This is a genomic window from Diaphorobacter sp. B2A2W2, from assembly GCF_056730635.1.
In genome coordinates this window covers 59,058-73,964 of sequence record NZ_JBWZOR010000008.1, presented here as the reverse complement: position 1 = coordinate 73,964, position 14,907 = coordinate 59,058, and the positions used below count along the sequence as shown (strand labels likewise).

The window sequence follows — 14,907 nt, the reverse complement described above, 5'->3', positions numbered from 1 at the left end:
GCGAGCATACAAGGCCCGCCACGCCCGCTGGCGCCGAGGCAGCGCGCCGTCAGTCACGGCACAGGCTGTCGATATCGCCCGACACGGGCACGCGCCCCTGCGCAAGCAGGCCGTGGTGCTTGTCGATGCGCTTGAGGTCATACAGGTAGTTGACCATCAGCCCGAAGGACTGCTTGAGCCCCTTGGCCGACGGGTCGCCCGCCCAGTTCAACCGCTCCACGCGCGCGCCATTGCCCAGGTGAAAGCGCGCCACCGGGTCCACCGGCTTGCCGTCGTGCAGCTCGCGTCCCAGGTAGCGCGCCGCGCACTGCATGAGCAGCTGGCGCACGGGTGATTTGGGCGGCAGCTCCAGCGCCTTGTCGGCCGCGGCCAGCACATGCGCGGCCTGCGGCGGCTCGAAGCCCACGGCGCGGCCCAGTTCGGCCAGGCGCTTCTCGTCGAGCTGCTCCAGCTGCGCGGCGCAGTTCTTGGACAGCCAGGAACGAAAGCCCGGGATCGGCGAGAGCGTGGCGAAAGTGCGCAGGCGCGGGAATTCCTGCGTGAGCGTCTCGGCCACGTGCTTGATGAGCGAATCGCCGAAGCTCACGCCGCGCAGCCCCGTCTGCGTGCTGCTGATCGAGTAGAAGATCGCCGTGGTGGCACGCTGGATGTCGGCGGCCTCGGCGGCCTCGTCCAGCAGCGGGGTGATGCTGGACGAAATCTCGTTGACCAGCGCAACCTCCACGAAGATCAGCGGCTCATTGGGCAGGCGGGGGTGAAAGAACCCGTAGCAGCGGCGGTCGCTGTCCAGTCGGTTCTTCAGGTCCGCCCAGCTGCGGATGTCGTGCACCGCTTCGTACTTGATGAGCTTTTCGATCAGCGAGGCGGGCGAATCCCACGACAGGCGCCTCAGTTCGAGGAACGCCACATCGAACCAGGTGGAGAACAATTGCTCCAGCTCCGCGTCCAGCGGCAGCAGGCGCTTGTCGCTCTTGAGCAGGGGCAGCAGCTCGGCGCGCAAGTCCACGAGGAAGCGCATGCCTTCCGGAAACACCGCAAAGCGCTGCAGCAGCCGTGTACGCGGCGACACCATGGCGCGGCGCAGGTGGGCTTCGGCCTGGGGCGCATCATCGGTGCCGGCGGCGGCCTCGTAGCGCTGCTGGGCCGATTTGAAACGCGTGGCATCGGGCGCGAACTGCTCGCACATCAGCAACCACAGGTCGCGCCGCTCTTCGGGCGTGGCCTCGGCGTACCACGCGGCAATGGCCTGCGCGCGGCGCCCGCCTTCGATCTCGCTCACGCGCGGGGCCACCACTTCCTGCAGGTCGGTCAGCAACCGGCGCAGCACGCGGGGCGACAGCGCCTCGCCGCTCCTGCGCAGCGTGGCCTGCAGGCGCTCGTGCGTGGAGCGTTCGGCCGCAGGCTTGGGCGGCGCGGCGCTTGCGCCGTCCTTGTCCTTGTTCTTGCTGGCGGCTTTGCTGTCTGCGGACCGCAGGCGGTCCACGTTGCGCGAGATCCAGGTGGAGGCGGCGTTCATGGTGTGATCCGTGAGGGGTGGTTGCGTGCAAGCTCGCGCAGCGCGTCGCGCTGCGCCAGAAGGTGGTTGCGCATGGCCTGCTCAGCCTCGGCGGCGTCGCCCTTTTGGAGTGCGGCGAACACCTGCCGGTGCTCCGACAGGCTCTGCTGCAGCCGGCCGGGCACCTGCAACGTCTGGTGCCGCGCCAGGCGCAGGATCTTGCGCAGGTCGCCGATCACCTGGGCCAGCCAGCGGTTGTCCGCCAGGGTGATGAAGGCCTCGTGGATGGCGTAGTTGGCTTCGTAGTATTCGGTGATGCGCCCCGCCTCGGCATGGTCCTGCAGGCGCTGGTGCAGCACCTGCAGCGCGTCGATGTCGGCGGGGCCTGCGTGCTCGGTGGCCTCATAGGCCGCACGGCCCTCCAGCAGCGCGATCACGGGGAAGATCTCCTGCAGATCGCGCTCCGTGATCTCGGCCACGAAGCAGCCGCGGCGCGGCTCATGGCGCAGCAGCCCTTCCGCCACCAGCACCTTGAGCGCCTCGCGCAGCGGCGTACGCGACACGGCCAGCCGCTCGCACAGCGCGGCCTCGTCCACGAAGCTGCCCGGCGCCAGTTCGCCCGCAAAGATCTGCTGACGCAGCATCTCGGCGGCCTGGTGGTGCAGGGAATTGGCGGGCGGACGGCGCATGGTGAATGGGCGGCAGGCGTTATGACGTCACGAATGGCACACAAGTGGTCGCGAAACTGCATCATTTCGCGTAATTTTCAATAATTATGAAAGCATGCCAAGCCGCCGGGATGGGGACTATCCCTAGCGGGGCATATTGACGCAACGCGGCAACACTCCGCCACCGCGCCGCCCGCAAGGAACAATCAAAAATGAGAGCTGCCAGCGCTTGCTGGACAAGCGCTGGCGCCTTCTTTTATGCAAATCCCTCAGGAGCGTTCTGCCGCTGCGCCCAGACCCACATCGCCACCCCGGCCGCCACCATCGGGATGCACAGCCACTGGCCCATGCTCATGCCCAGCGACAACAGGCCCAGGAAGCTGTCGGGCTCGCGGAAGTATTCGGCCGTGAAGCGCAGCACGCCATAGCCCACGAGGAACGCCGCCGCTACCTCGCCACGCTTGCGCGGCTGGCGCGCATACAGCCACAGCAGCACGAACAGCAGCAGGCCTTCGAGCAGGAACTGGTAGATCTGCGACGGATGGCGCGGCAGCATGGAGCCGCTTTGCGGGAACACCATGCCCCAGGGCAGATCCGGCGGCGCGAAGCGCCCCCACAGTTCGCCGTTGATGAAGTTGCCGATGCGCCCGGCCGCCAACCCCGTGGGCACGCAGGGCGCCACGAAATCGGCCACCTGCAGCCAGGGCCTGCGGCGCGAATGCGCAAACCACAGCATGGAACCGATCACGCCCAGCAACCCGCCGTGAAAGCTCATGCCGCCCTGCCACACGTAGAAGATCTCCAGCGGGTGGCTCAGGTAGTAGCCCGGCTTGTAGAACAGGCAGTACCCCAGCCGCCCGCCCACCACCACGCCCAGCACGCCTAGGAACAGGATGTCCTCCACGTCCTTGCGCGACCACGCCTGGTCGCCACGCAGGGATGCGTAGGGCTGGTGGCTCAGGCGGCGCATGCCCAGGAACATAAACAGCGCAAAACCGGCCAGATAGGTCAGGCCGTACCAGTGAATGGACAAAGGCCCGACCTGCAGGGCCACGGGGTCGATTTGGGGGTACATCAGCATGGCGGGCATTGTGCCGCAGGGCCGTGACACGCCCGCGCCCGTCCAACGCTGCCAGGATGAGAATGCGCCTGCGTACGGCCCGCATCCAGGGCGCCCGCGCCCGGGAATTGACGGCCGCCATTGAACCGGCGCGCAAGGCGCCGGATACTCACGCCATCACCACCCCCACGAGAACAACAACATGCACGGCCACCCGGAAGTCATCGACTGTCTCAAGGATCTGCTGCGCGGCGAGCTGGCCGCGCGCGACCAGTACTTCATCCACTCCCGCCAGTACGAGGACCAGGGCCTCACCCGCCTGTACGAGCGCATGGGCCACGAGATGGAGGAGGAAACCCAGCATGCCGACGCCATCCTGCGCCGCATCCTGATGCTGGGCGGGCGCCCCGATATGCGCCCGCACGACTTCACGCCCGGCGAGTCCGCGCAGGAGATGCTGCGCAAGGACCTGGACACCGAATACACCGTGCAGGCCGGCTTGAAGGCTGCGATGGCCCTGTGCGAATCCCACCGCGACTACGTGAGCCGCGACATGCTGCTGGCCCAGTTGCGCGACACCGAGGAAGACCACGCCTACTGGCTGGAAAAGCAGCTCGGCCTGATCGAGAAGATCGGCCTGCCCAACTACCTGCAGACCCAGGCGGGCGGCCCTTCGGGCTCGTGAGGCTGCGGCGCTCTCAGGCGCCGGCCGGCACGTTGACCATGGTGGCCTGCATCAACGCCACCACCTTGTAGTCGGGCCCGTCGCCCGTGTACGCGCGCACTTCGCCGGTGCACACGGTGAGCATGCGCCCGGCGTTTTGCACCTTGCCCACGGCCAGGAAGCGCGTACCCATGGCGGGCCGCATGAAGTTGGTCTTGAATTCCGCCGTGACGATCTCGCAGCCGGGGGGCGAGCGGGTCAGCGCCGCGTAGCCGCAGGCGCTGTCCACGATGCTGGTGATGGCCCCCGCGTGCACGAAGCCCTGCTGCTGCGACAGGTGGGTGGAAAACGGCATCTCGATATGCACCTCGCCCTCGGCCACCAGCGCCAGGCGGGCGCCGAGGGTGGCCATCAAACCTTGTGCCGCGAAGCTGGCTGCGATGCGTTGCTGGAAATCGTTCATGGGCGATGGCATTCCGTTGCTACAACAAGAGGAGCTGTTGGCGCTGACCGCACGGTCATTTAAAGCTCAAATGCACCTGTAAATCGCGTCCGCCCAGCGCGAGCAGCTCACAAATCAGGAGCGCACGCCCGGCACGGGCGTGCACCACACTACGTCAGTCCAGCAGCGACACGTCGCGCACGGCGCCCTTGTCGGCCGACGTCACGAGCTTGGCATAGGCCTTGAGCGCGGCCGAGACCTTGCGCGGACGTGGCTGGGCGGGCTTCCAGCCCTTGGCGTCCTGCTCGGCGCGGCGCTGGGCCAACTCCTCGTCGCTCACCAGTACGTTGATGGTGCGGTTGGGAATGTCGATGCGGATGCGGTCGCCATCGCGCACCAGGCCGATCGCGCCGCCGGCTGCCGCCTCGGGCGAGCAGTGGCCGATGGACAGGCCCGAGGTGCCGCCCGAGAAGCGCCCGTCGGTCAGCAGCGCGCAGACCTTGCCCAGGCCCTTGGACTTGATGTAGCTCGTGGGGTAGAGCATTTCCTGCATGCCGGGGCCGCCCTTGGGGCCCTCGTAGCGCACCACCACCACGTCGCCGGCCTTCACTTTGTCGGCCAGGATGTTCTCCACCGCCTCGTCCTGGCTTTCGACCACATGCGCCGGGCCTTCGAAGACCAGGATGGATTCATGAACGCCCGCGGTCTTGACCACGCAGCCGTCCTTGGCGATGTTGCCGGTGAGCACCGCCAGACCGCCTTCCTTGCTGAAGGCGTGCTCCGCGGAGCGGATACAGCCCGCGGCGCGGTCCAGGTCCAGGCTGGGCCAGCGCACGCTCTGGCTGAAGGCGACCTGCGTGGGCACGCCGCCGGGGCCGGCCTTGTAGAACGTCTGGACGGCTTCGTCCTGCGTGCGCGTCACGTCCCACTGCTCCAGCGCCTCGCCCAGTGTGGGCGCGTGGATGGTGGGCACGTCGGTGTGCAGCTTGCCCGCACGCTCCAGCTCGCCCAGGATGGCGAAGATGCCGCCGGCGCGGTGCACGTCCTCGATGTGGTACTTGTCGGTGTTGGGTGCGACCTTGCACAGCTGCGGCACGCTGCGCGACAGGCGGTCGATGTCGGCCATGCTGAAGTCGATGCCGGCCTCCTGCGCAATGGCCAGCAGGTGCAGGATGGTGTTGGTGGAGCCGCCCATGGCGATGTCCAGCGTCATCGCGTTCTCGAAGGCCTTGAAGCCGACCGAGCGCGGCAGGATGCGCTCATCGTCCTGCTCATAGTGCTGGCGCGCCAGCTCCACGATGCGCCGGCCCGCGCGCTTGAACAGCTGCTCGCGGTCGGCGTGCGTGGCCACCACGGTGCCGTTGCCGGGCAGGGACAGGCCCAGCGCCTCGGTCAGGCAGTTCATGGAGTTGGCGGTGAACATGCCCGAGCAGGAGCCGCAGGTGGGGCAGGCATTGCGCTCGGCCTCGGCCAGGTCGGCGTCGCTCACCTTGTCGTCGGCGGCCATCACCATGGCGTCGATCAGGTCCAGCTTCTTGATCTGGATGGTGCTGGTGCCGGGCACGGTCTGCTGCACCTTGCCGGCCTCCATGGGGCCGCCGGAGACGAAGATCACCGGGATGTTCAGCCGCATGGCGGCCATGAGCATGCCGGGGGTGATCTTGTCGCAGTTGCTGATGCAGACCATGGCGTCGGCACAGTGCGCGTTCACCATGTATTCCACGCTGTCGGCAATGATGTCGCGGCTGGGCAGCGAATACAGCATGCCGTCGTGGCCCATGGCGATGCCGTCATCCACGGCGATGGTGTTGAATTCCTTGGCCACGCCGCCGGCGGCCTCGATCTCGCGCGCCACGAGCTGGCCCAGGTCCTTCAGGTGCACATGGCCGGGCACGAACTGGGTAAACGAGTTGACCACCGCAATGATGGGCTTGGAGAAATCGGCGTCTTTCATGCCGGTGGCGCGCCACAGGGAGCGGGCCCCTGCCATGTTGCGGCCGGCGGTGGAGGTCTTGGAACGGTATGCGGGCATCGTGGTTGCGGGAGATGAGTGGCTCAGGAAAGTCGATGGGCCCGTGCGCTTGGGGGCCTGCGCGCGCCGCAGCGGAAACCTCTTGAGCCCCGCCCTAGGCAAAACCGTTTGATTATGTCGTAGCCCCGGTACCCACGTTGGCGCCCTGGCCCCGCATTCACCCGCATGGACAGCCGCTGCGGCGGCGTCCACACTCGGCCGTCTCGCCACCGCAGAAGCAGGACCCGCCATGACCGACCCGCTGCCGCTGAACCGCCGCTCCGCCCACATCACGCAGGGCAAGGCGCGCGCGCCCAACCGCTCCATGTTCTACGGCATGGGCTACCAGGAGGGCGACTTCGCCAAGCCCATGGTGGGCGTGGCCAACGGGCACAGCACCATCACGCCCTGCAACAGCGGCCTGCAACGCCTGGCCGACGCGGCCATCGCAGGCATCGAGGAAGCGGGCGGCAACGCCCAGGTCTTCGGCACGCCCACCATCAGCGACGGCATGGCCATGGGTACCGAGGGCATGAAGTACAGCCTGGTGAGCCGCGAGGTGATTGCCGACTGCGTCGAGACCTGCGTGCAGGGCCAGTGGATGGACGGCGTGGTCGTCATCGGCGGCTGCGACAAGAACATGCCCGGCGGCCTGATGGGCATGCTGCGCGCCAACGTGCCGGCGATCTACGTGTATGGCGGCACCATCCTGCCGGGCCGCTGGCAGGGGCAGGACCTGAACATCGTGAGCGTGTTCGAAGCCGTGGGCCAGAACGCGGCAGGCAGGATGACCGACCAGGAGCTCAAGGACATCGAGCAGCACGCCATCCCGGGCACGGGCTCGTGCGGCGGCATGTACACGGCCAACACCATGTCCTCGGCCTTCGAGGCGCTGGGCATGAGCCTGCCCTACTCCTCCACCATGGCCAATCCGCACGACGAAAAAATGAATTCGGCCCGCGAATCCGCCCGGGTGCTGATCGAGGCCATCCGCAAGGACTTGAAGCCACGCGACATCGTCACGCGCAAGGCCATCGAGAACGCCGTGGCCGTGATCATGGCCACGGGCGGCTCCACCAACGCGGTGCTGCACTTCCTGGCGATCGCGCACGCGGCGGGTGTGGAGTGGTCCATCGACGACTTCGAGCGCATGCGCAAGAAGGTCCCAGTGATCTGCGACCTCAAGCCCAGCGGCCGGTACCTGGCCGTCGACCTGCACCGCGCGGGCGGCATTCCCCAGGTGATGAAGGTGCTGCTGAATGCCGGCCTGTTGCACGGCGACTGCATGACCATCACCGGCAAAACCATCGCCGAAACCCTGGCCGACGTACCCGACGCGCCACGGCCGGACCAGGACGTGATTCACCCAATCGACAAGGCGCTGTACCGCGAGGGGCACCTCGCCATCCTCAAGGGCAACCTGAGTCCCGAGGGCGCCGTGGCCAAGATCACCGGGCTGAAGAACCCCGTCATCACCGGGCCCGCGCGTGTGTTCGACGACGAGCAGTCGGCGTTGCAGGCCATCCTGGACGGCAGGATCGTCGCGGGCGACGTGATGGTGTTGCGCTACCTCGGCCCCAAGGGTGGCCCGGGCATGCCGGAGATGCTGGCCCCCACGGGCGCGCTGATCGGTGCGGGCCTGGGCGAGAGCGTGGGCCTGATCACCGACGGGCGCTTCTCAGGCGGCACCTGGGGCATGGTGGTGGGCCACGTCGCGCCCGAGGCGGCTGCGGGGGGCACTATTGCGCTGGTGCATGAGGGCGACACGATCACCATCGACGCCCACCAACTGCTGCTGCAGCTGCACGTGGACGACGCCACGCTGGCACAGCGCCGCGCCGCCTGGCAGCCACCCACGCCGCGCTACATGCGGGGCGTGCAGGCCAAGTTTGCCTTCAACGCCTCCAGCGCCAGCAAGGGTGCGGTGCTGGATGACTTTTCATGAAAAATGCCGCCAACGCTTATCCAATAAGCGCCAGCAGCTATCAAAACAGGATCATTGCTGCGCCATCACCGCCCAAGAAAAACCCGCAGGGCGCGTGCACCGCTGCGGGTTGTCTGGACAGGGAAGAAGCCCTCAGCGCGGTCGGCGCGGACCCATGCCCATGGATTCCTTCTGTTTGTTGATGCGGTCCTTGCGGCGCTGGTCCATCTTTTCCATGGCCTTGCGCTTGGTGTAGCCGGTGGCATCCGCCCAGGCCCACCAGGCCGCAGCTACCGCAAAAGGAGACAACACCCACCACCATGACCAATTCGCCACAGGGCCGATCTCCAGATATTTGAGAAGTATCAACAAGATGCCTAAAAGCAGCGCATACATGGTCACATCCTTTGGTGCCGCGCGAGCTTTGGCCTGGAGCCCGTCAACGGCGAACACTACAATCCCATTGAAGGCTAAATGTACCCCAACCCTAGAGGAAACCCCGCGATGAAGCGCACACTGATCACCCTCGCCATGACGCTGTCGGTTGCAGCCCCTGCATTCGCCGACCAGGCCCTGGCAACCTCCAAGAACTGCATGGCTTGCCACGCCGTGGACAAGAAGCTGGTGGGCCCGTCCTACAAGGACGTTGCCGCCAAATACGCGGGCCAAGCAGGCGCCGCAGACAAACTGGCCGAGAAGATCATGAAGGGAAGTTCCGGTGTGTGGGGCCCCGTGCCCATGCCCGCCAACGCCCAGGTGAACGCCGCCGACGCCAAGAAGCTGGCGACCTGGGTCCTGTCGCTCAAATAATCCAGAGGGCAAGCGCCTTCGCGGCGCGCCCTGTAAAAAGGCCGCAGCGCTCACGCTCTGCGGCCTTTTTTATGGCGCAAGGGCCGTCAGAGCCTGAGTTCCGGTTCGGTGCGCACCGGCGGCACGGGCTGCACGGCTTTCGGCTCGCCCCGGCGGTGCAATTGGTCTTCCAACTGTCCCACGTAGGCGGCAGTGATGTTGTCCGATTCCTGCGCCCGCGCGCTCAGGCGCGCCTCCAGCGCGTCCAGGCGCGCCATCAGGGCGTCGTAGCCCGTGCGGTGCTGGGTTTCCAGGAACTGGCGCAGCTCCGTGAAACGCGATGCCTCCGCCCGGTCGGCCAGCTCGCGCTGCGCCGCCATCTCCTTGGCATGGCGGCGCGTCTCCATGAGCACGGAGCCCTGCAGCGTCAGCACATAGGCCAAGAAAAAGGCCCCCAGCAGGACGGTCAGCCCCAGCATGATGAGCCCCAGGGGCGCCTGCACCGTGGCCACGCCCAATGAAACGACGGTAGGCACCGAGAGCGTCGCCCAATTGAGTGCTCCCAACGCACCGATGGCCACGACGATCAATAAAAGGATGAGGGTTTTGAGCTTCATGCAAGGGACTCCTGATGGCCAGCTGAACCGCTATCTGTTTTCAATCCACGGGATGTGCGGCCAATGCGCGGGTTGTACCCCATGGCGGCATGCCCGTCATGGCCCAACCCGGTATTTGCGCCCTGCTCCTACAACGCCAGGGTTCAAAGCTGCTTCGCCCGAAATGAAAAAGCCGCCTGGCAAGAAGCGGCTTGGGTCTGCAAAGTCTGGACGACGACGCCTCGCGGCACCCCTTCACCCGCAGGGCTGGGCCCACCGATGCAGGTTTTGCCGGCACTCCACATCTGCTGCGCAGATAGGAGTGCGTCCAACCCCGCAAGCGCTGCGCGCCGGCGCCTTGCGGCGCCTCCTGCATCAGTTGGACTGCGCCAACTGATCCAATGTTTTTGCCAGCACGTCACATCTGCTGCGCAGATATGAGTGCCGTCCAACCCCGCAAGCGCTGCGCGCCGGCGCCTTGCGGCGCCTCCTGCATCAGTTGGACTGCGCCAACTGATCCAGGATTGCGGGGTTTTCCAGGGTGCTGGTGTCCTGGGTGATGGGTTCGCCCTTGGCGATCGAGCGCAGCAGGCGGCGCATGATCTTGCCGCTGCGGGTCTTGGGCAGGTTGTCACCGAAGCGGATGTCCTTGGGCTTGGCGATGGGGCCGATCTCCTTGGCGACCCAGTTGCGCAGTTCGGTGGCGATCTGCTTGGCCTCCTCGCCCGTGGGGCGCGAGCGCTTGAGCACCACGAAGGCGCAAATCGCCTCGCCCGTCAGGTCGTCGGGGCGGCCCACCACGGCTGCCTCGGCCACGAGGTCCGTCTTGGCGACCAGGGCGGACTCGATCTCCATCGTGCCCATGCGGTGGCCCGACACGTTCAGCACGTCGTCGATGCGGCCCGTGATGCGGAAGTAGCCACGGTCGGCACTGCGCACGGCTCCGTCGCCGGCCAGGTAGGTGGTGCCCCCCAACTCTTCGGGGAAGTAGCTTTTCTTGAAGCGCTCGGGGTCGCCCCAGATGGTGCGGATCATCGAGGGCCAGGGCCGCTTGATCACGAGCATGCCGCCCGCGCCGTTGGGCAGGTCTTTGCCGGTTTCATCGACGATGGCGGCCTGGATGCCCGGCAGCGGCAAGGTGCACGAACCCGGCACGAGCGGCGTGGCACCCGGCAGCGGGGTGATGACGTGGCCGCCGTTTTCGGTCTGCCAGAACGTGTCCACGATGGGGCAGCGCTCGCCGCCCACATGGCGGTAGTACCACATCCAGGCCTCGGGGTTGATGGGCTCGCCCACGCTGCCCAGGATGCGCAGGCTCGACAGATCCCAATTCTTGGGGTGCACGCTCTCATCGGAGTCGGCCGCCTTGATGAGCGAGCGGATGGCGGTGGGCGCCGTGTAGAACACCGTGACCTTGTGGCGCTCGATCATCTGCCAGAAGCGCCCGGCGTTGGGGTACGTGGGTACGCCCTCGAACACCACCTGTGTGGCACCCGCAGCCAGCGGACCGTAGGCCACGTAGGTGTGGCCCGTGATCCAGCCGATATCGGCCGTGCACCAGAACACGTCGTCGGGGCGAATGTCGAAGGTCCACTCCATCGTCACCTTGGCCCACAGCAGGTAGCCGCCGGTGCTGTGCTGCACGCCCTTGGGCTTGCCCGTGGAGCCGCTGGTGTAGAGGATGAACAGCGGATGCTCCGCGCCCACGGGCGTGGGTGGGCATTCGGTGCTCTGCCCGGCCAGGATCTCGGAGAAGGTCTTGTCACGCCCCGCCACCATGTCGCAGGCCGTGGCCGTGCGCTGGTATACGAAGACATTCTTGATGCTGTCGCAGCCGCCCATGGACAGGCCCTCGTCCACGATGGCCTTCAGGGGCAGTTCCTTGCCGCCGCGCAATTGGTAGTTGGCCGTGATCACCGCCACGGCACCCGCATCAATGATGCGCTCGTTCAGCGCCTTGGCAGAGAAACCGCCGAACACCACGCTGTGCGTGGCGCCGATGCGCGCGCAGGCCTGCATGGCCACCACGCCTTCCACGCCCATCGGCATGTAGATGAGCACGCGGTCGCCCTGCTGCACGCCGTGCGCCTTCAGGGCATTGGCGAACTGGCTCACGCGCTCCAGCAGTTGCCGGTAAGTGACCTGGGTGACGGTGCCGTCGTCGGCCTCGAAGAGGATGGCGGCCTTGTTCTCGACCGGCGTGCCCATGTGCTTGTCCAGGCAGTTGGCACTGGCGTTGAGCTCGCCGTCGGCAAACCACTGGTAGAACGGCGCCTTGGACTCGTCCAGCGTCTGCGTGAACGGCTTGGTCCATTGCAGGTGCTCGCGCGCCAGGCGCGCCCAGAAGCCCTCGGGATCCTTGTTGGCTTCGGCGCACAGGGCCTCGTAGCCGGCCATGCCCGACACGCGGGCCGCCTTCACCACGCTATCGGCAGGCGGGAAGACGCGGTTCTCCACCAATACGGACTCGATGGCATTGGACGATGCACTCATGGGTTTGTCTCCTGAAGCTAAGAATTTTGAGTGGTACTTTCAGCCCTGGTACTTACAGGCCACTGACGGAGCGCCACAGCATACGGCAGCGCTCCAGCGCCATGCCCTGGCATGCGTGAAATGCCTGACGGTGGCATGTCTTCGGGGCGAAACGGGCTGCCCCTAAAATCGCGCGCCTCACCTTCCCGACGCATTTCCCGTCACCATGACTTCCCCTTCCCCCCATTCCGCCCACATGGCAAACGCCCCGCTGCGCCCCCTGCCTGCCCTGATCTTTGCCAGCCGCTGGCTGCAACTGCCCCTGTACCTGGGCCTGATCGCCGCCCAGGGCGTCTATGTCTGGCATTTCCTGCTGGAACTGTGGCACCTGGTGGAAGCGGCTTTCGGCCATGAGGCCGCGCTGCAGGCGCTCATCACCAGCATCGGCTACAAGCCGGACGCGCCCGTCACCTCGCTCAACGAGACGGTGATCATGCTGGTGGTGCTGGCGCTGATCGATGTGGTGATGATCTCCAACCTGCTCATCATGGTGATCGTCGGAGGCTACGAGACCTTCGTGAGCCGCCTTGGCCTGGACCGCCACCCCGACCAGCCCGAGTGGCTGGGCCATGTGAACGCCTCGGTGCTCAAGGTGAAGCTGGGCCTGTCGATCATCGGCATCAGTTCGATCCACCTGCTCAAGACCTTCATCAACGCCGCCAACTACAGCGAGAAGGTGCTGATGTGGCAGACCATCATCCACGTCACTTTCCTGTTCAGCGCGCTGGCCATCGCACTCACCGACCGGCTGCTGCACACCTCCGAGGACAAGCACTGAGGCATGCGGCCGGGCACCCGGCCAATCGCCCGCAAACCCATGGAACGCCCGCGCTCCATGGGTTTTTTGCTTCAAAAGCCATCTAGTGCCCATGCAGCAAGCGCGAGCAGCTATTAATTTTGCAGCAACCGGCGAGCCTGCCATCCGTCCACGCGCGGAATAGCACAAATCAAAAAACCCGTTTTTTGACTAAAAAATACCGAATATCTATACTTTCACGGTGTTTTACAACCTGCCACGCAGGTAATTCGCTCTTTGTGGCTGCGTTGCCCGAGAGCGCCCCGTGCCAACGCGCCTCCCACTGCTGGCGGCCCTGGCACACAGGCCGAAGTATTCGCCCCTGATGCCCCAGGGTGCCCTGCCGCCAATGCGCGGCGCACGGTACCCGCGTGACTGCGCAAGTCCTCAGCCAGACCTCTTGCGCCGCGCACCCAGGCCCTTGCGCACCGTTCGCGTGCCATTCGGGCCGATCTGGTCACTTTTCGTGTCCGCCCTCTTCCCGGCCCTGCAGGCCGCGCCCGTCGATTGGCGACGCGCGTGCCCTCGCGGGGACGCCGCATCGGGGTCGTGTGTGCCGCTTTGGCCTTTGCGTTCCTGCCGCCATTGGTGCGGCAGGGGCCCGTTCAACCCGTCACAACCGAGGAAGGACCCACACGGTGGCCAAGCAAATCATCATCGACCATGTCTTCAAGGTCTTCGGCGACTCGCCGCAGGAAGCGCTGCGCCTGGTGCAGCAGGGCCTGAGAAAGCAGCAGATCCTGGAGCGCACGGGCCATTCCATCGGCGTGTTCGATGCCAGCTTCACCATCGAGGCCGGCGAAATTTTCGTCGTCATGGGCCTATCGGGCTCGGGCAAGTCCACGCTGGTGCGCATGCTCAACCGCCTGATCGAGCCCACCAGCGGCCGCATCCTGGTGGACGGCCAAGACATCAACCGTCTGGGCGACCGCGAGTTGCGCGCGCTGCGGCGCAAGGACATCAGCATGGTGTTCCAGTCGTTCGCCCTGATGCCGCACATGACGGTGCTGGACAACGCCGCCTTCGGGCTGGAACTCGCCGGAGTGGACCGTGCCGAGCGCCAGCAGGCAGCGCAGGAGGCCCTGCAGCAGGTGGGCCTGGGCGCCTGGGGCGCCAGCTACCCCGACGAACTCTCGGGCGGCATGCAGCAACGCGTGGGGCTGGCGCGCGCGCTGGCAGCCGACCCGTCCATCCTGCTCATGGACGAGGCGTTCTCCGCGCTGGACCCGATCATACGCACCGAGATGCAAAGCGAGCTGCTGCGCCTGCAGCAGATCAAGCGCCGCACCATCGTCTTCATCTCGCACGACCTGGACGAGGCCATGCGCATCGGCGACCGCATCGCCATCATGAAGGACGGCCACGTGGTGCAGGTGGGCACGCCCGACGAGATCCTGCGCGCGCCTGCCAACGACTACGTGCGCAGCTTCGTGCGCGGCGTGGACGCTGCGGCGGTGTTCAAGGCGGCCGACATCGCGCGCCAGGCGCTCACCGTGGTGTCCGAGCACGACGACCGCGGCTGCCGCGCGGCACTGCGCCTGCTGGAGGACTCGGACCGCGACCACGCGTACGTGCTCAACAGCCGCAAGCGCCTGCTGGGCGTGGTGTCGTCGCAGTCGCTGCGCGAAGCGCTGCACGGCCGCCAGGGCGCGCTGGGCCTGCACCACGCCTTCTTACCCAATGCCCAGCCGCTGGATGCCTCCACGCCGGTGGCGGACCTGTTCGGCCCCATGAGCAGTGCGCCCTGCCCGCTGCCGGTGGTGGACGAGGACGGCATCTACCAGGGCGTGATCAGCCGCACCACGCTGATGAAGTTCCTGGACCGCGACACGCCGCCCGTGCCGCCGCCGCAGGCGGAGGTGCCACCCATCCAGCTCAACCCCCACTTCCCGGCGCAAGCCAGCACGCCGGTGGCAGCGCCCCGCTAAGA

General features: G+C 66.5%; 13 protein-coding genes. 5 read left to right on the top strand and 8 right to left on the bottom strand.

Annotated elements, in window-relative coordinates; genetic code table 11:
- Nucleotides 1-49: 49 nt before the first annotated feature.
- The 3 genes from AC1PPL_RS13745 to lgt form a co-directional block, all read right to left on the bottom strand.
- Nucleotides 50-1,516, bottom strand: a complete 1,467-nt coding sequence (locus tag AC1PPL_RS13745) for a malonyl-CoA decarboxylase (protein ID WP_252101170.1) — start codon at nt 1,514-1,516, stop codon at nt 50-52.
- Nucleotides 1,513-2,184, bottom strand: coding sequence for a GntR family transcriptional regulator (locus tag AC1PPL_RS13740; RefSeq protein ID WP_479973525.1), 672 nt, complete (start codon nt 2,182-2,184; stop codon nt 1,513-1,515). Before AC1PPL_RS13740 ends, AC1PPL_RS13745 begins: the two co-directional genes overlap by 4 nt.
- Before the next feature lie 235 nt (nt 2,185-2,419).
- Nucleotides 2,420-3,244 (bottom strand): prolipoprotein diacylglyceryl transferase, encoded by an 825-nt coding sequence (gene lgt / locus AC1PPL_RS13735; RefSeq protein WP_479973524.1) that lies wholly within the window; start codon nt 3,242-3,244, stop codon nt 2,420-2,422.
- A 181-nt stretch (nt 3,245-3,425) separates the two neighbouring features.
- Here lgt and bfr point away from each other — a divergent pair, with 181 nt between their 5' ends.
- Nucleotides 3,426-3,908 (top strand): bacterioferritin, encoded by a 483-nt coding sequence (bfr, locus tag AC1PPL_RS13730; protein WP_479973523.1) that lies wholly within the window; start codon nt 3,426-3,428, stop codon nt 3,906-3,908.
- A gap of 13 nt (nt 3,909-3,921) precedes the next feature.
- Here bfr and AC1PPL_RS13725 read toward each other — a convergent pair whose 3' ends face one another.
- Nucleotides 3,922-4,350: a PaaI family thioesterase gene (locus AC1PPL_RS13725; protein ID WP_287925174.1), complete on the bottom strand. Its 429-nt coding sequence runs from the start codon at nt 4,348-4,350 to the stop codon at nt 3,922-3,924.
- A gap of 154 nt (nt 4,351-4,504) precedes the next feature.
- Nucleotides 4,505-6,361: a dihydroxy-acid dehydratase gene (gene ilvD / locus AC1PPL_RS13720; RefSeq protein ID WP_479973522.1), complete on the bottom strand. Its 1,857-nt coding sequence runs from the start codon at nt 6,359-6,361 to the stop codon at nt 4,505-4,507.
- A 229-nt stretch (nt 6,362-6,590) separates the two neighbouring features.
- Between ilvD (AC1PPL_RS13720) and ilvD (AC1PPL_RS13715) the strand changes: the two genes are divergently transcribed.
- The gene (gene ilvD, locus AC1PPL_RS13715) at nt 6,591-8,285 is read left to right on the top strand and encodes a dihydroxy-acid dehydratase (RefSeq protein ID WP_047350769.1); all 1,695 of its coding nucleotides are present in this window, start codon (nt 6,591-6,593) and stop codon (nt 8,283-8,285) included.
- A gap of 132 nt (nt 8,286-8,417) precedes the next feature.
- Here ilvD (AC1PPL_RS13715) and AC1PPL_RS13710 read toward each other — a convergent pair whose 3' ends face one another.
- Nucleotides 8,418-8,660, bottom strand: a complete 243-nt coding sequence (locus tag AC1PPL_RS13710) for a TIGR04438 family Trp-rich protein (RefSeq protein WP_011804505.1) — start codon at nt 8,658-8,660, stop codon at nt 8,418-8,420.
- Between the two features lie 108 nt (nt 8,661-8,768).
- On the opposite strand from AC1PPL_RS13710, the gene AC1PPL_RS13705 reads away from it, so the two are divergent.
- Nucleotides 8,769-9,074: a c-type cytochrome gene (locus tag AC1PPL_RS13705; RefSeq protein ID WP_011804504.1), complete on the top strand. Its 306-nt coding sequence runs from the start codon at nt 8,769-8,771 to the stop codon at nt 9,072-9,074.
- An 86-nt stretch (nt 9,075-9,160) separates the two neighbouring features.
- Here AC1PPL_RS13705 and AC1PPL_RS13700 read toward each other — a convergent pair whose 3' ends face one another.
- Both AC1PPL_RS13700 and acs read right to left on the bottom strand, forming a co-directional pair.
- Nucleotides 9,161-9,670 (bottom strand): Signal transduction histidine kinase, encoded by a 510-nt coding sequence (locus AC1PPL_RS13700; protein ID WP_088887422.1) that lies wholly within the window; start codon nt 9,668-9,670, stop codon nt 9,161-9,163.
- Nucleotides 9,671-10,144: 474 nt separating this feature from the next.
- The gene (gene acs / locus AC1PPL_RS13695) at nt 10,145-12,142 is read right to left on the bottom strand and encodes an acetate--CoA ligase (protein WP_015912709.1); all 1,998 of its coding nucleotides are present in this window, start codon (nt 12,140-12,142) and stop codon (nt 10,145-10,147) included.
- 235 nt (nt 12,143-12,377) lie between these two features.
- Between acs and AC1PPL_RS13690 the strand changes: the two genes are divergently transcribed.
- Both AC1PPL_RS13690 and proV read left to right on the top strand, forming a co-directional pair.
- A complete protein-coding gene (locus AC1PPL_RS13690; protein WP_041835925.1) occupies nt 12,378-12,959 on the top strand; it encodes a TIGR00645 family protein in 582 nt (193 codons plus the stop codon).
- Nucleotides 12,960-13,615: 656 nt separating this feature from the next.
- Nucleotides 13,616-14,905: a glycine betaine/L-proline ABC transporter ATP-binding protein ProV gene (proV, locus tag AC1PPL_RS13685; protein WP_479973521.1), complete on the top strand. Its 1,290-nt coding sequence runs from the start codon at nt 13,616-13,618 to the stop codon at nt 14,903-14,905.
- The last annotated feature ends 2 nt before the right edge of the window (nt 14,906-14,907 follow it).

What these genes read in the sequence shown, in the direction of transcription:
- ilvD (WP_047350769.1), top strand. Translation starts at nt 6,591, where the DNA reads ATGACCGACCCGCTGCCGCTGAACCGCCGCTCCGCCCACATCACGCAG.
- AC1PPL_RS13740 (WP_479973525.1), bottom strand. Translation starts at nt 2,184, where the DNA reads ATGCGCCGTCCGCCCGCCAATTCCCTGCACCACCAGGCCGCCGAGATG.
- acs (WP_015912709.1), bottom strand. Translation starts at nt 12,142, where the DNA reads ATGAGTGCATCGTCCAATGCCATCGAGTCCGTATTGGTGGAGAACCGC.
- lgt (WP_479973524.1), bottom strand. Translation starts at nt 3,244, where the DNA reads ATGCTGATGTACCCCCAAATCGACCCCGTGGCCCTGCAGGTCGGGCCT.
- AC1PPL_RS13705 (WP_011804504.1), top strand. Translation starts at nt 8,769, where the DNA reads ATGAAGCGCACACTGATCACCCTCGCCATGACGCTGTCGGTTGCAGCC.
- AC1PPL_RS13745 (WP_252101170.1), bottom strand. Translation starts at nt 1,516, where the DNA reads ATGAACGCCGCCTCCACCTGGATCTCGCGCAACGTGGACCGCCTGCGG.
- ilvD (WP_479973522.1), bottom strand. Translation starts at nt 6,361, where the DNA reads ATGCCCGCATACCGTTCCAAGACCTCCACCGCCGGCCGCAACATGGCA.
- AC1PPL_RS13725 (WP_287925174.1), bottom strand. Translation starts at nt 4,350, where the DNA reads ATGAACGATTTCCAGCAACGCATCGCAGCCAGCTTCGCGGCACAAGGT.
- AC1PPL_RS13700 (WP_088887422.1), bottom strand. Translation starts at nt 9,670, where the DNA reads ATGAAGCTCAAAACCCTCATCCTTTTATTGATCGTCGTGGCCATCGGT.
- bfr (WP_479973523.1), top strand. Translation starts at nt 3,426, where the DNA reads ATGCACGGCCACCCGGAAGTCATCGACTGTCTCAAGGATCTGCTGCGC.
- AC1PPL_RS13710 (WP_011804505.1), bottom strand. Translation starts at nt 8,660, where the DNA reads ATGTATGCGCTGCTTTTAGGCATCTTGTTGATACTTCTCAAATATCTG.
- AC1PPL_RS13690 (WP_041835925.1), top strand. Translation starts at nt 12,378, where the DNA reads ATGGCAAACGCCCCGCTGCGCCCCCTGCCTGCCCTGATCTTTGCCAGC.